This window comes from Comamonas humi, from assembly GCF_054782535.1.
This window is the reverse complement of the sequence record NZ_BAAGSH010000009.1, coordinates 42,188-55,755: the sequence shown is the minus strand read 5'-3', so window position 1 is coordinate 55,755 and position 13,568 is coordinate 42,188. Positions and strand designations below refer to the sequence as shown.

14 protein-coding genes are annotated in these 13,568 nt (G+C 66.9%); 5 read left to right on the top strand and 9 right to left on the bottom strand.

The features are described 5' to 3' along the window. Positions 1–72: 72 nt before the first annotated feature. On the bottom strand, positions 73–735 hold the full coding sequence (locus tag ACYVKR_RS11525) for a LysE/ArgO family amino acid transporter (RefSeq protein ID WP_460481049.1): 663 nt from the start codon (positions 733–735) through the stop codon (positions 73–75). 71 nt (positions 736–806) lie between these two features. Between ACYVKR_RS11525 and ACYVKR_RS11520 the strand changes: the two genes are divergently transcribed. Beyond that, complete coding sequence (locus tag ACYVKR_RS11520; RefSeq protein WP_460481048.1) at positions 807–1,718, top strand: HTH-type transcriptional regulator ArgP; 912 nt, start codon at positions 807–809, stop codon at positions 1,716–1,718. On the opposite strand, the gene ACYVKR_RS11515 is transcribed toward ACYVKR_RS11520, so the two are convergent. Together ACYVKR_RS11515 and ACYVKR_RS11510 are read right to left on the bottom strand one after the other, a co-directional pair. Beyond that, positions 1,712–1,927 (bottom strand): SlyX family protein, encoded by a 216-nt coding sequence (locus ACYVKR_RS11515; protein WP_460481047.1) that lies wholly within the window; start codon positions 1,925–1,927, stop codon positions 1,712–1,714. The genes ACYVKR_RS11520 and ACYVKR_RS11515 overlap by 7 nt on opposite strands. Beyond that, positions 1,927–3,117, bottom strand: a complete 1,191-nt coding sequence (locus tag ACYVKR_RS11510; RefSeq protein ID WP_460481268.1) for an aminotransferase-like domain-containing protein — start codon at positions 3,115–3,117, stop codon at positions 1,927–1,929. The genes ACYVKR_RS11515 and ACYVKR_RS11510 overlap by 1 nt, the downstream gene beginning before the upstream one ends. 257 nt (positions 3,118–3,374) lie before the next feature. Here ACYVKR_RS11510 and ACYVKR_RS11505 point away from each other — a divergent pair, with 257 nt between their 5' ends. After that, positions 3,375–3,695, top strand: coding sequence for a hypothetical protein (locus ACYVKR_RS11505; RefSeq protein WP_460481046.1), 321 nt, complete (start codon positions 3,375–3,377; stop codon positions 3,693–3,695). Here ACYVKR_RS11505 and ACYVKR_RS11500 read toward each other — a convergent pair. From ACYVKR_RS11500 to ACYVKR_RS11490, 3 genes are all read right to left on the bottom strand, one after another. Beyond that, the gene (locus tag ACYVKR_RS11500) at positions 3,692–4,576 is read right to left on the bottom strand and encodes an alpha/beta fold hydrolase (protein WP_460481045.1); all 885 of its coding nucleotides are present in this window, start codon (positions 4,574–4,576) and stop codon (positions 3,692–3,694) included. The two genes, ACYVKR_RS11505 and ACYVKR_RS11500, sit on opposite strands and share 4 nt — an antisense overlap. Continuing rightward, positions 4,569–5,021, bottom strand: coding sequence for a type II 3-dehydroquinate dehydratase (gene aroQ, locus ACYVKR_RS11495; protein ID WP_460481044.1), 453 nt, complete (start codon positions 5,019–5,021; stop codon positions 4,569–4,571). The genes ACYVKR_RS11500 and aroQ overlap by 8 nt, the downstream gene beginning before the upstream one ends. A 122-nt stretch (positions 5,022–5,143) precedes the next feature. Then, positions 5,144–5,473, bottom strand: coding sequence for a hypothetical protein (locus tag ACYVKR_RS11490; RefSeq protein ID WP_460481043.1), 330 nt, complete (start codon positions 5,471–5,473; stop codon positions 5,144–5,146). 194 nt (positions 5,474–5,667) lie between these two features. On the opposite strand from ACYVKR_RS11490, the gene ACYVKR_RS11485 reads away from it, so the two are divergent. After that, a complete protein-coding gene (locus ACYVKR_RS11485) occupies positions 5,668–7,485 on the top strand; it encodes a glutamine--tRNA ligase (protein WP_460481042.1) in 1,818 nt (605 codons plus the stop codon). Between the two features lie 67 nt (positions 7,486–7,552). Here ACYVKR_RS11485 and ACYVKR_RS11480 read toward each other — a convergent pair whose 3' ends face one another. After that, a complete protein-coding gene (locus ACYVKR_RS11480; protein ID WP_460481041.1) occupies positions 7,553–7,768 on the bottom strand; it encodes a hypothetical protein in 216 nt (71 codons plus the stop codon). A gap of 5 nt (positions 7,769–7,773) precedes the next feature. Further along, a complete protein-coding gene (locus ACYVKR_RS11475; RefSeq protein ID WP_460481040.1) occupies positions 7,774–8,460 on the bottom strand; it encodes an FMN-binding negative transcriptional regulator in 687 nt (228 codons plus the stop codon). 280 nt (positions 8,461–8,740) lie between these two features. Between ACYVKR_RS11475 and ACYVKR_RS11470 the strand changes: the two genes are divergently transcribed. Next, positions 8,741–10,744, top strand: coding sequence for a peptidase U32 family protein (locus ACYVKR_RS11470; RefSeq protein ID WP_460481039.1), 2,004 nt, complete (start codon positions 8,741–8,743; stop codon positions 10,742–10,744). A gap of 236 nt (positions 10,745–10,980) precedes the next feature. Here ACYVKR_RS11470 and ACYVKR_RS11465 read toward each other — a convergent pair whose 3' ends face one another. Continuing rightward, positions 10,981–12,321 (bottom strand): MFS transporter, encoded by a 1,341-nt coding sequence (locus ACYVKR_RS11465; protein WP_460481038.1) that lies wholly within the window; start codon positions 12,319–12,321, stop codon positions 10,981–10,983. Between the two features lie 185 nt (positions 12,322–12,506). Here ACYVKR_RS11465 and cyoA point away from each other — a divergent pair, with 185 nt between their 5' ends. Further along, the gene (gene cyoA, locus ACYVKR_RS11460; RefSeq protein WP_460481037.1) at positions 12,507–13,559 is read left to right on the top strand and encodes a ubiquinol oxidase subunit II; all 1,053 of its coding nucleotides are present in this window, start codon (positions 12,507–12,509) and stop codon (positions 13,557–13,559) included. Positions 13,560–13,568 lie beyond the last annotated feature (9 nt).

Here is a 13,568-nt window from a genome sequence, read left to right as displayed (position 1 = left end):
ATGCTGCGATTTAGCTCAAAACAGGCTCCAGCGCCCGATTCACAAGCGCCAGCAGCTCTTAAATAGATAGCATCATACGGCCAGCGCATCCAGGCTGCCCCACACCCACCAGGCCAGGGCCAGCATCATCACCGCGGTCAGCCCGTCCATCACGCGCCAGGCCATCGGGCGGGCGAAGAGCTTCTGCATGCGCCGGCCGGCCCAGGCCAGCAGCACGAACCAGCCCAGGCTGGCACTGGCCGCGCCCAGCACGAAGACCCATTTCAGCAGCCCCGGCTGGCGCGCGCCTATCGAGCCGACCAGCACCACCGTGTCCAGGTAGACATGCGGGTTCAGCAGGGTGATCGCCATCAGCGCCCCCAGCACGCCCAGCAGGCTGCGCGACGCGCGCTGGCCCGCCCGGCCGCCGTCCACGTCGGCCTGCACCTGCGCATCCGGCGCCGCCACCATGCGCCAGAATGCCAGCAGGCCGTAGCCCAGCAGAAAGACGGCGCCGCCCAGCGTCAGCCAGTAGGCCAGCTGCGGCCGCGCGCCCAGCACCTGGGCCATGCCGGCCACGCCCAGGGCTATGAGCAGCGCGTCGCTCGCCACGCACCAGGCCACGCAGGCGCGCACATGCTGGCCGTTGACGGCCTGGCGCAGCACATACAGGTTCTGCGCGCCGATCGACACGATGAGCGACAGGCAGATGCCGAAGCCCGCCAGCCAGGATGCAGTGATTTCGCTGTTCCACATGGCGGCGGATTGTGCGGGGCGCATTCAGATTAGTAAAATTAAATCCTCTAAGCCATATTAAGCATTGCTTCATGCTCGACTACCTCGGCCTGGCCGCCCTGAACGCCGTGATCCGTGAAGGCAGCTTCGAGCGCGCGGCGCGCCGGCTGCACATCACCGCGTCGGCGGTGTCGCAGCGCGTCAAGCAGCTGGAGGAGCGCATGGGCCAGATCCTGGTGCTGCGCGGCCAGCCCTGCACGGGCACCGAGTTGGGCCAGCGCCTGTGCCTGCACCTGGAGCAGGTCGGCCTGCTCGAAAACGAATTGCGCCGCGCCCACCCCGAGCTGGCGGACGATGGGCAGTCGATCGCGCCCACGCTCAAGCTGGCGGTGAATGCCGATTCGCTGTCGACCTGGTTCATGCAGGCCATGGCCGAGTTCACCCAGGGCGGCAACGAGCTGCTGGACATTGGCATCGACGACCAGAACCACACGGCGCAGCGCATCCGACAGGGCGAGGTGATGGCCGCCGTGACCGCCACGGCCAGCCCCATCGCCGGCTGCAACACCTGGCCGCTGGGCACCATGGCCTACGTGGCCGCGGCCAGCCCCAGCTTCGTGGCGCGGCATCTGCCGGACGGCCCTACGCCCGAGGCGCTGGCGCGCGCGCCCATGCTGATCTACGACCGCAAGGACCGCCTGCAGGACCAGTGGCTGCAGGCCCAGGGCCTGGCCCCGCGGCGGCCGCCGCCGGCGCACTGGCTGCCGTCGGTCAGTGCCTTCATCGGCGCGAGCCAGGCCGGGATAGGCTGGGGCATGCACCCGCTCATCATGGTGGAGCGCGAGCTGCGCGAAGGCCGGCTGGTGCCACTGCTGCCGCAGGCCGAGCTGGACGTGCCGCTGTACTGGGTGCACACCCGCATGGCCCAGCCGGGCCTGCAGCGCCTGACCGACTGCGTGATGCGGGCGGCCCGGGAACGGCTGATCCAGCAGCCGGCTCAGTAGTGCGGCGGCAGCTCGTCGCGCAGGCTGCGCACCGCCGCGCCGCCTGTGTCGGCGGGCAGCTGCTGGCGCAACTGGCGGATCTGCTCCTGCAGCAGCTCGATCTGCTGTTGCTGGCGGAAGACCGTGAGGTTCAGCTCCTCGAGCAGGTCGTCGGCGTAGGCGAGCTTGACCTCCAGCGCCTCCAGCCGCTCGCGCAAGGCGTCGGCCATCACAGGGCCTGCGCCATGCGGGCGATGCCCTCTTCGATCTTGGCGATGTCGCTGGTGGCAAACGACAGGCGCAGCGTCGAGCGGTCGGGGTTGTTGCAGAAGAAGGGCGTGCCCGGCACGAAGGCCACGTTCTTCTCGATGGCGCGCTTGGCGAAGACCTCGCCGTCGGCGCATTGGCCGTTCGCGCCCGTGAGCTGCACCCAGAAGAACATGCCGCCCTGCGGCTGTACGAAGCGCACGGCGTCGCCCAACTCGCGGCGCAGCGCGTCGCCCATGGCGCGGCTGCGCTCGCCGTAGGTCTTGCGCACGCGCGCCAGCGTGGCGGGCATGCGGCCGGCCTTCAGGTACTGCGCGGCGGTGGCCTGGCTGAAGGTGCTGGTGTGGGCGTCGCTGAACTGCTTGCACATCACGCACTTGGCCAGCAGCTCGGCCGGCGCGATCAGCCAGCCCAGGCGCAGGCCGGGGCTGAGCACCTTGCTCATGCTGCCGCAGTGGGCCAGGAAGTCGCGGCTGCCCGGCACCTGGGCGGACAGCGCCAGCAGGCTGGGCGGCGGCGCATCGCCGAAATACAGGTCGCCGTAGGGGTCGTCTTCGACGATCAGGGTCTGGTGGCGCACGGCCATCTCCAGCACCTGCTTGCGGCGCTCCAGCGACAGCATGGCACCGCTCGGGTTGCCAAAGGTGGGGATCAGGTAGACCAGCTTGGGCTTGTGCTCGGCGATCAGCTTCTCCAGCTCGTCGGTCTTGACGCCGTGCTCGTCGATGGGCGCGCTGATCAGCTCGGCGCCGTAGAGGCGGAAGCACTGGATGGTGGCCAGGAAGGTCGGGCCCTCGACGATCACCTTGTCGCCGGGCGAGATCATGGTCTTGCCCAGCAGGTCCAGCGCCTGCTGGCTGCCGGTGGTGACGATGAGCTGGTCGGGTGCCAGGTCCTGCACGCCCTTGCCCGCCATCAGCTGGGCGATCTGCTCGCGGAAGGGCTGGTAGCCCTCGGTCGCGCCGTACTGCAGCGCCGCGCCCGGTTCTTCCTTCAGCGCGGCATCCACCGCCTGCTGGATGCCATCCACGTCGAACATGGCGGCATCAGGAAAGCCGCCGGCAAAACTGATGATGCCCGGCTTGCCCAGCAGCTTGAAAAGCTCGCGGATGGCCGAGGTTTCGACATTGTTCAAGCGGGTGGCAAAAGGCAAAGCGGAAGGCTGACTCATAAAACGCCCCAAAGAAAAAATAAGAGATTAACGTAAGTTGCGATCGCCATCAATACGGGCAAATACCAGCGTGCCGGCCTCCGAGGGCCGGCGGACGGGCCATTGTCCCGCATCCACCGCCCGGCGACGGCCAAACGCCCCCGAAACTCGGCTATGCTCGCGCCCGGCGCTGCCATGCGCCACTGGACAAAGCCATCGGGGGTAGTGGGCGTATGCGGTTGCTTGCGTGGGTACTGGGATTGCTGAAGCTGCTGGCTTCCGTGTTGATGCTGGCGGGGCTGCTGTGGGGCGCGAGCGCGCTGTGGTTCCGGCTGGCCGGCTCGATATCGTCGGCGCCGGCGCGCGCGCTCATTCTGGGTGTCTGGGTTGGCGGCGGCCTGCTGTGCATCGCCATGCTGTGGCAGCGGCGCAAGGCCCGCAAGGGCCTGGTGGTGTACGGCACGGGCTTCGCGGCCATCGCGCTGTGGTGGATCATGGTCCACCCAGGCCCTGACCGCCCCTGGGCGCCGCTGCCAGTGCTGCAGTTCGTGGACCAGGCCTGCGCCAAGCTGCGGCGCTAGGCTTCCAGCAGCCGCAGCAGTTCGCGGTCGAAGGCCCCGGGCTGCTCGTACTGCACCCAGTGGCCGGCCTCCGGCACCAGCACGAATTCCTGCAATCGGTGCAGCCCGGCCTCGTAGGCGGCCCGCAGCTGCGCCAGATGGCCACGGTACAGCGCATCGTGCTCGCCATAGACCACCGCCACCGGGCCGTGCAGCCGCGGCAGCGTCTGCGCCAGCGTGTCCGACGGGCCCACGCGGCGGCGCGGCATGCGGTCGCGCAGCACGTTGTACTCGTGCAGCGCCAGCGTGGCAGCGTCGATGCGGGCCGGGTCGTGCAGCATCAGCGCCGCGAGGTTGTGGCGGTGCGCCTCGTGCTGCAGCGCCTGCGGCAGGTGCCGCCAGCCCTTGAGCGTGTATTGCCGCTGCGCCACCACGCCCATCGACGGCGCGCCGACCAGCACCAGCTGCCGGGCCACATCGGGATGGGCCGCTGCCAGCAGGGCCGCCGACAGGCCGCCGAACGAGAACCCCACCAGCTGGCAGCCCAGCAGGCCCAGCGCGCGCAAGCCGGCGTACAGCGGCTCCACCATGGCCTGGGCATCGCAGCCATCGGGCGACAGCGCCGAATCGCCGAATCCCGGCAGATCCGCCGCCCAGACCTGGTAGCCCTGCCCCAGCAGCGCGGGGATGTTGGCGATCCAGTGCGACCAGCTGCCGCTGCCGCCATGCAGCAGCACCAGCGGCTTCTGTCCTGGCTCGCCCCAGGCATGCCAGACCAGATCGCCATCGCCGCAGGGCGTGGCCACGCGCCGGGCGCTGGCCTCCAGCGCCTGCCAGCTCGCGGGCAGTTGCTGCCGCACCGCGTCGATATCGACCGGCGCTGCGGCGCGGAAATTAATCATGCAGGCACTGGGCCACCGCGTCGATGGCCAGGCTGTAGCCCTGCACGCCCAGGCCGCACATCACCGCGCGGGCCACCGGCGCGATGTAGGAATGGTGGCGGAAGGCCTCGCGGGCATGGACGTTGGAGATGTGCAGCTCGATCACCGGCACATCGGCGCCCTTGATGGCATCCATCAGCGCCACGCTGGTGTGGGTATAGGCAGCGGCATTCAGCACCACGCCGGCGAGCTTGCCCTCGCGGCGCAGGGCGCCGGCCTCGTGCAGCCAGCCGATCAGCTCGCCCTCGTGGTTGCTTTGGTGGAAGCGCAGTGCAAAGCCGTTGCGCTGGGCAGCCTGTTCGCACAGCTGCTCCACGTCCTGCAGGGTGCTGGCGCCATAGATGCCCGGCTCGCGCAGGCCAAGCAGGTTCAGGTTCGGGCCGTTGAGAACAAAGACGGTCTTCATGGGATGGAGGGAAGTCGCTCAAAAGCGGCATTATCCCGTCCCACCGAACCGCAGGGCGCATCCATGCGACAGCCCCAACAAAAAGGCCCGACATCTGCCGGGCCTTCTGCGTGAATGCTGATTCAGCGCCAGTCGCCGTGGTGGCGGTGATGGCGATGGTGGCGGTAGTAGCCCGGAGGCGGACCGTAGTACACCGGTGCCGGACGGTACACGGGCACGGGGCGGTACACCACCTGGGGCGGCGGCATATAGACCGGCTGCGGAGCCACATACACCGGTGCGGGCGCATAGACCGGCGCCGGCGCATAGTAGCCATTGCTCACGCCGATGGCCACCGGGGCCACGTTGACGCCTACCGACCAGTTCACCCGGCTGGCATGGGCTGCGCCGGAAACCAGGCCCAGACCCAGGAGCAGGCCCGAAGCCACGGCCTTGGCGGCCATAGAACGCATATTGGTATTCATATTCATCCCCTTTCACGGGCAGAGACGGCCAGCGGTGCTTGCCATTTCCATGCTGGAACTATCCTGCATCTCTAACGCGCCAGCCGGCCCACAGGTTGGCATTGTTGGGTAAAACAATAGTATCCATCTCCTCAATTCCGTGTCCATCGGTAACTGCCGCAGCCGAACCTACAATAGCAACCATGAGCTCCGACGCGAACAAGCACCCGAAAGCCGACCCCGCAGAGGCGGTCAAACCCACCAACTTCCTGCGCCACATCATCGAGTCCGACCTGGACCATGGCACCTACGCCCAGCGCCGCTGGGGCGGCGGCCCCGGCGATGCCGCCCACCATGACCAGGGGCCGGTCGACGCCGCCCGCATCCGCACGCGCTTTCCGCCCGAGCCCAACGGCTACCTGCACGTGGGCCATGCGAAGTCGATCTGCCTGAACTTCGGCCTGGCGCGCGACTTCGGCGGCACCTGCCACCTGCGCTTCGACGACACCAATCCCGAGAAGGAAGACCAGGAGTACGTGGACGCCATCATCGATGCCGTGCACTGGCTGGGCTTCGACTGGAAGGATGCCGACGGCCACGCCAACCTGTACTACGCCAGCAACTACTTCGACTTCATGCACCGCTGTGCGGTGTACCTGATCGAACAGGGCCTGGCCTATGTGGACGAGCAGTCGGCCGACGACATGAAGGCCAACCGCGGCGACTTCACCCGCCCCGGCGTGAACAGCCCCTTCCGCGACCGCTCGGTGGCCGAGAACCTGCAGCGCTTCGCCGACATGAAGGATGGCAAGCTGCCCGACGGCGCCGCCGTGCTGCGCGCCAAGATCGACATGGCCTCGCCCAACATCAACCTGCGCGACCCCGCCATCTACCGCGTGCGCCATGCCGAGCACCACAACACCGGCAACCAGTGGTGCATCTACCCGATGTACACCTTCGCGCACCCCATCGAGGACGCGCTGGAGCACATCACCCACAGCATCTGCACGCTGGAGTTCGAAGACCAGCGCCCGTTCTACGACTGGCTGCTCGACCACCTGCGCGAAGGCGGCATGATCGCCGCGCCGCAGCCGCGCCAGTATGAGTTCTCGCGCCTGAACCTGACCTACGTCATCACCAGCAAGCGCAAGCTCAAGCACCTGGTGGACAGCGGCATCGTCAACGGCTGGGACGACCCGCGCATGCCCACCGTGGTCGGCCTGCGCCGCCGCGGCTACACGCCCGAGAGCATCCAGCTCTTCTGCGAGCGCATCGGCGTCACCAAGGACTACAGCTGGATCGACTACAGCACGCTCGAAGGCTGCCTGCGCGAAGACCTGGAGAACAAGGCCCACCGCGCGATGGTGGTGCTCGACCCGGTGAAGCTGGAGCTGACGAACTGGGCCGAGGTCTTCGGCGCGGCCGACCACCTCGAAGCCTGCACCCTGCCCGCCCTGCCCCACCATGGCGAGGGCGAGGCTGTGCCCGAGCGCCATTTCACGCTGGGCCGCGAGGTCTGGATCGAGCACGAGGACTTCGCCGAGGTACCGCCCAAGGGCTACAAGCGCCTGTTCCCCGGCAACAAGGTGCGCCTCAAGGGCGGCTACGTGATCGAGTGCACCGGCTGCGAGAAGGATGCCGACGGCCAGGTGACCAAGGTGCTGGCCACCGTGGTGCCCGACACCAAGAGCGGCACGCCCGGCGCCGATGCCGTCAAGGTCAAGGCCGCCATCACCTGGGTGGGCGTGGCCGACGGCCTGGCCGCCGAGGTGCGCCTGTACGACCGCCTGTTCACCGACGCCCAGCCCGATGCCGGCGGCAAGGACTTCCTGGCGCTGCTGAATCCCGACAGCCTGCAGACCGTCACCGCCTACGTGGAGCCTTCGCTGGCCACGGCCCAGGCGGACGACAAGTTCCAGTTCGAGCGCTTCGGCTACTTCGTGGCCGACCGCAAGGACCACCAGGCCGGCAAGCCGGTATTCAACCGCGTGACGGGGCTGAAGGACAGTTGGGGTAAATAAACCCAATCGCTATCAAAAACAAAGCTGCTGGCGCTTACTGCATAAGCGCCAGCAGCTTTTTTCATGGTTAATCTTCGGCATCCACCGGCCGCGGCTGCATGGCCGACTCCAGCTGCTGCCTGACCTGGTTCTGGATCTGCTGGCTCTGCTCGCGCACATTGCCGCCGGCCGTGACCGCCGGCCCTCCCGGCTGCACGGCGATCTCGCGCGTGGCCTGCAGCTGTTTCTTGCCCAGCACCGCGACCAGCGCCAGCACCACCAGCAGGCCGACCAGGCCCAGCATGAACCTCACCGGGCCGCCTCTTCGGTCTCGCGCATGCCCAGGCGGTCCATCCACTGCAGCAGCTCGTGCGCATCGTCGTCGCCCAGCTCGGCATGGGTTTCGTAGGCCGCGCGCAGGGCCGCATACGACTCGGGCCGGTGCTGGTTGAGCTTGAGCTTGCACTCCCACTGCAGCACCTGCATGCGCAGGCCCACCACGCCGCCCAGCAGCTTGCGGGTGAAATCGGCATCCAGCCCGCGCCACTGCTCGGCGTAGGCGGGCTCGTGGTCGCCGATCAGGCACTTGAGCAGGCGGTCCTTGTCCTCGGGCTGGTCGATCAGCTCCACCTGCACGCGGCAGTGCACGGCCACGTAGTTCCAGCTGGGCACGCGCTCCAGGTCGGGGTAGACGCTGGGCGACAGATAGGCCTGCGCGCCGCGGAAGGCCACCAGCGCCTGCGGCGACTGCTGCAGCAGCTTCCAGTGCGGGTTGCCGCGCGAGCAGTGGCCCCACAGCGTCAGCCCGGCGCCGCCGGCCTCGGGCCGGTGCTCCGCATGCAGCGGGATATAGGATACGAACGGAAAGCCCCCCTCGTCGACCGCCGTCACGCTGGCCAGCGGGTGCTGGCGCATGACGGTGAGCGCATGCTGCACATCCTGGCTGGCGAACTGGCGCGGCAGGTACATGGTGGGGAGTGGCGTAGCTTCGGTCATGGGAGCGCTCACAGGTGAAGCAGGCAGCGTATCGCCAACACCAGGCCCATCGCTGCGTTTTTTGGCGGCAATTGATGCTCAGCCGGCATCAATCACCCGGGTGTCATCCATTGACAAGGCGAATATCTTTGCCGACCGCTGGGCCCTGGAATCCGTCTGCAAGGTAAAATACAAGCAAATCAAACACTTGAATGCATCCCTGTGGCTGGCGCCCGCCTGTGGCGCGCCGGCACCCGGCGACGGCCGCCCCGGCCGCGCGCCCTAGGGATAATCCCGCCCCATGTCCCTCCTGCCCCACCAGCTCGAACTGCTTTCCCCCGCGCGCAATGCCGACATCGGCATCGAGGCCGTCAACCATGGCGCCGATGCCGTCTACATCGGCGGCCCGGCCTTCGGCGCGCGCGCCACCGCGGGCAACGATATCCGCGAGCTGGAGCGGCTCATCCAGCACGCCCACCGCTTCGGCAGCCGCATCTTCATCACGCTCAACACCATCCTGCGCGACGACGAACTGGAGGATGCCCGCAAGATGGCCTGGCAGGTCTACAACGCCGGTGCCGACGCGCTCATCATCCAGGACATGGGCCTGCTGGAGCTCGACCTGCCGCCGATCCAACTGCACGCCAGCACGCAGACCGACATCCGCACGCCCGAGAAGGCGCGCTTCCTGCAGGACGCGGGGCTGTCGCAGATCGTGGTGGCGCGCGAGCTGGACCTGCGCCAGATCGCCGCCGTGCGCGCGGCCACCGATCCGGCGCGCACCACCATCGAGTTCTTCGTGCACGGCGCGCTGTGCGTGGCCTATTCGGGCCAGTGCTTCATCAGCCACGCCCACACCGGCCGCAGCGCCAACCGCGGCGACTGCAACCAGGCCTGCCGCCTGCCCTACGAGGTGACGGACGCCAGCGGCCGCATCATCGCGCACGAGAAGCACGTGCTGTCGATGAAGGACAACAACCAGAGCGACAACCTGCGCGCGCTGATCGACGCCGGCGTGCGCAGCTTCAAGATCGAGGGCCGCTACAAGGACATGGGCTATGTGAAGAACATCACGGCCCACTACCGCAAGTTGCTGGACGAGATCATCGAGGAGCGCGAGTTCTCCGATGCACCGTTGGCACGCTCGTCCTCGGGACGCACGACCTTTACCTTCGAGCCCGATCCGGACCAGAACTTCAACCGCGAGTTCACCGACTACTTCGTCAACGGCCGCCAGGAAGACATCGGCGCCTTCGACACGCCCAAGACGCCGGGCCGCGCCATCGGCTGGGTCACGCAGCTGGGCGACAAGTGGTTCGAACTGGAGGTCAGCGACAAGGCCGCCGTGCTGCACAACGGCGACGGCCTGTGCTACTACGACCTGCAGAAGGAACTGGTGGGCGTGCACATCAACCGCGCCGAATGCGTGAACGCCAAAAAAGGCATCTGGCGCGTCTTCCCCAAGGACGCCATCGCCGGCTTCAAGGACCTGCGCAAGGGCCTGGAGATCAACCGCAACCGCGACATGGACTGGGTGCGCACGCTGGACAAGAAGTCGAGCGACCGCCGCATAGCCCTGTGGGCCGAGCTGCGCGAGAGCGCCGACGGCTTTGCGCTGGTGCTGACCGACGAGGACGGTTTCACCGGCAGCGCCGCCATCGCCCAGCTGCACCAGGCCGCCACCGATGCCGTCAAGGCCGAGGCCTCGCTGCGCGAGCAGCTGGGCCGCTTCGGCGCCACCGTCTTCGCCGTCAACGACATCAGCCTGCAGCTGTCGCAACCCTGGTTCGTGCCCGCCTCGGCGCTGAACCAGCTGCGCCGCGATGCCGTGGCCGCGCTGGAGGAGAACCGCGCCAAGGGCTTTGTCCGCCTGCCGCGCGCCACGCCGGTGGAGCCGCCCGCGCCCTTCCCCGAAGACACGCTGAGCTACCTGGCCAACGTGTTCAACAACAAGGCGCACGACTTCTACGTGAAGCATGGCGTGAAGGTGATCGACGCGGCCTACGAGAGCAAGGAAGAGGAAGGCGAAGTCTCGCTGATGATCACCAAGCACTGCGTGCGCTTCTCGATGAGCCTGTGCCCCAAGCAGGCCAAGGGCGTGATCGGCGTCAAGGGCACGATCAAGGCCGAGCCGCTACAGCTCATCAACGGCAAGGAAAAGCTCACGCTGCGCTTCGACTGCAAGCCCTGCGAGATGCACGTGGTGGGCAAGATGAAGAAATCGGTGATGAACCAGCACTTCAAAGAGATGCAGGAGTTCCCGATGCAGTTCTACCGCACGCGCCCCGCGCCCACGCAGGCCTGATAAAAATATGAGCATCTGGCGCTCTCTACATAATCGATTCAGGCACAAAACCATCTGAATTGATTACACAGCAAGCGCTAGAAGCTCTCATTTTTGAATAAGCGCCCGCCACACGCCCATAAAAGAAGGCCGCCAATGAATTGGCGGCCTTTTCGAGTCGGGAGCTTCAAGGCCGGTGCAACCCCGCCTTTCGCCACCGCTTCAATAGCGGCAACGGCTCCGAACCAGAAACAAACTCATGCCGTGGTCTCCCGGCCTTCCACCGCGCGGTTGATGGCCAGCGCCACCAGCGTGCACACCACGCCCGACAGCAGATAGATGCTCACCGCGATCAGGCCGAACTTGGCCGACAGGCCCAGCGCCACAACCGGGGCGAAGGCCGCGCCGATCAGCCAGGCCATGTCGGTGGAGAGCGCCGCACCGGTGTAGCGGTAAGTAGGCGAGAAGTTGGACGTCACCGTGCCGGACGACTGGCCGTAGGACAGGCCCAGCAGGATGAAGCCCAGGATGATGAACACGTTGTTGCCGGAGGTGCCGCTGGACAGCAGCATGGGCGTGGCCAGGCTGAACAGCCCGATCAGCACGGCCATGACGCCCAGCGTGTTGCGGCGCCCGAAGCGGTCGGCAATCCAGCCGGAGGCGGCGATCGCCACCGCGGCGCAGCAGGCGCCGGCGATCTGCACGCTCAGCACCTCGACCACGGGCTGGTCCGAGAACATCACGATCCACGACAGCGGGAACACCGTCACCAGATGGAACAGCGCGAAACTGGCCAGCGCCGCGAAGGCGCCCAGGGCCACGTTGCCGCCCTCCTCGTCGATCAGCTTGGCAACGCCCACCGGCACCAGCTCGCGCTCTTCCATCAGCTTGGAATAGTTCTGCCCCATCACCAGCTGCAGGCGGGCGAACAGCGCCACCACGTTGACGGCAAAAGCCACGAAGAACGGATAGCGCCAGCCCCAGGTGAGGAATTCCTCCTCGGACAGCGAGCCATACAGGTAGGCGAACAGCGAGGCCGCCAGCACGAAGCCCAGCGGCGCACCCAGCTGGCCCATCATCGAGTACCAGCCGCGGCGGCCCTTGGGGGCGCTCATGGCCAGCAGCGAGGGCAGGCCGTCCCAGGAGCCGCCCAGCGCCAGGCCCTGGCCGAAGCGAAACAGCACCAGCAGCGCGATGGCCGTGCGGCCCAGGGTTTCATAGCTGGGCAGGAAGGCCATGCCCACCGTGCAGCTGCCCAGCAGGAACAGCGCCGTCGTCAGCTTGGTGGCGCGGCCCCAGCGCCGCTGGATGGCCATCGAGATCGCGGTGCCTATGGGGCGCGCGATGAAGGCCAGCGCAAAAACGCCGAAGGACAGCAGGGTGCCGTTGAGCTTGGAAAAATGGGGAAAGAAGACGGACGGGAACACCAGCACCGCAGCGATACCGAACACGAAAAAATCAAAATATTCGGAAGAACGGCCGATAATCACGCCGACAGCGATCTCGCTCGGGGTGACCTCCTCGTCGTGGCCCTTGGACCGACCCTCCGGGCCTGTGACTCCCCCCGCTGGGGCTGCTGCGTAACTCAGATTACTCATGCAAATGCTCCTCACTCAAGCAGAAAAGGCCTGTCCTCATGGTACCCACCCAGGAGCCTGGCAGGGTTTTCTCACGCGGGACGTAGGACAAAATGTCCAATCGACAGGCCTGCCTCAAGCATTTACATTTGGCGGTATTTTGCAATCCATGTTTCTACCTAATCGCGCCTGCCGGCGCTCTGCGCATGTCTAACTTCAAGAAACTCAGAGGGCCGTCCTGGCTCATTGCCGCCCTGGTGGCCGCCAGCCTCAGCGGCTGCAACATGGTGGTGCTCAACCCCGCCGGCGACGTGGCCGCGCAGTCGGGCCGCCTGGTGGTGATCGCCACGCTGCTGATGCTGATCATCATCATCCCGGTCCTGCTGCTGACCTTCTTCTTTGCCTGGAAGTACCGCGAGTCCAACGCCGCCCCGGACTACGATCCCGAATGGCACCACTCCACCTCGCTGGAGCTGATCATCTGGTCCGTGCCATTGTTGATCATCATCGCGCTCGGCGCCTTGACCTGGATCTATACGCACAAGCTCGATCCCTACCGTCCGATCGACCGCATCGACGCCAGCCGCCCGCTGCCCGAAGGCACGAAGCCGCTGGTGATCGAGGCCGTGGCGATGGACTGGAAGTGGCTGTTCATCTACCCCGAGCAGGGCATCGCCACGGTCAATGAGGTGGCCGCGCCGGTGGACCGCCCGGTCGAGTTCAAGCTGACGGCCACGACGACGATGAACGCGTTCTACGTGCCCGACTTCGCCGGCATGATCTACGCGATGCCGGGCATGGAGACGCGCCTGAACGGCGTCATCAACCGCGCCGGCGTGTTCGAGGGCAAGGGCTCGCACTACAGCGGCGCGGGCTTTGCCGGCATGACCTTCAAGCTCCACGGCCTGTCCGACGGCGACTTCGCCCAGTGGGTGCAGAAGACCAAGGCCGAGGGCGGCAGCCTGACCCGCGGCGAGTACCAGCAGCTGGCCAAGCCCAGCGAGCGCGATCCGGTGCGCCTGTTCAAGGCCGTGGACAAGGACCTGTACCACGCCGTGCTGAACCGCTGCGTCGAGGAAGGCAAGATGTGCATGGACGAGATGATGGCCAAGGACGCCCTGGCCAACATCAAGGCCCGCGCCGAGAGCAAGCAGTCGCTGCTGAATCCGCCCGCAGACGATGTCTGCACCGTCCGCGACGCCGTGCGGATCGCCTCCACCCTGTCCGCTGGCGAAGCCCAGGCCATCGTCGCCCAGTAACCGGATATC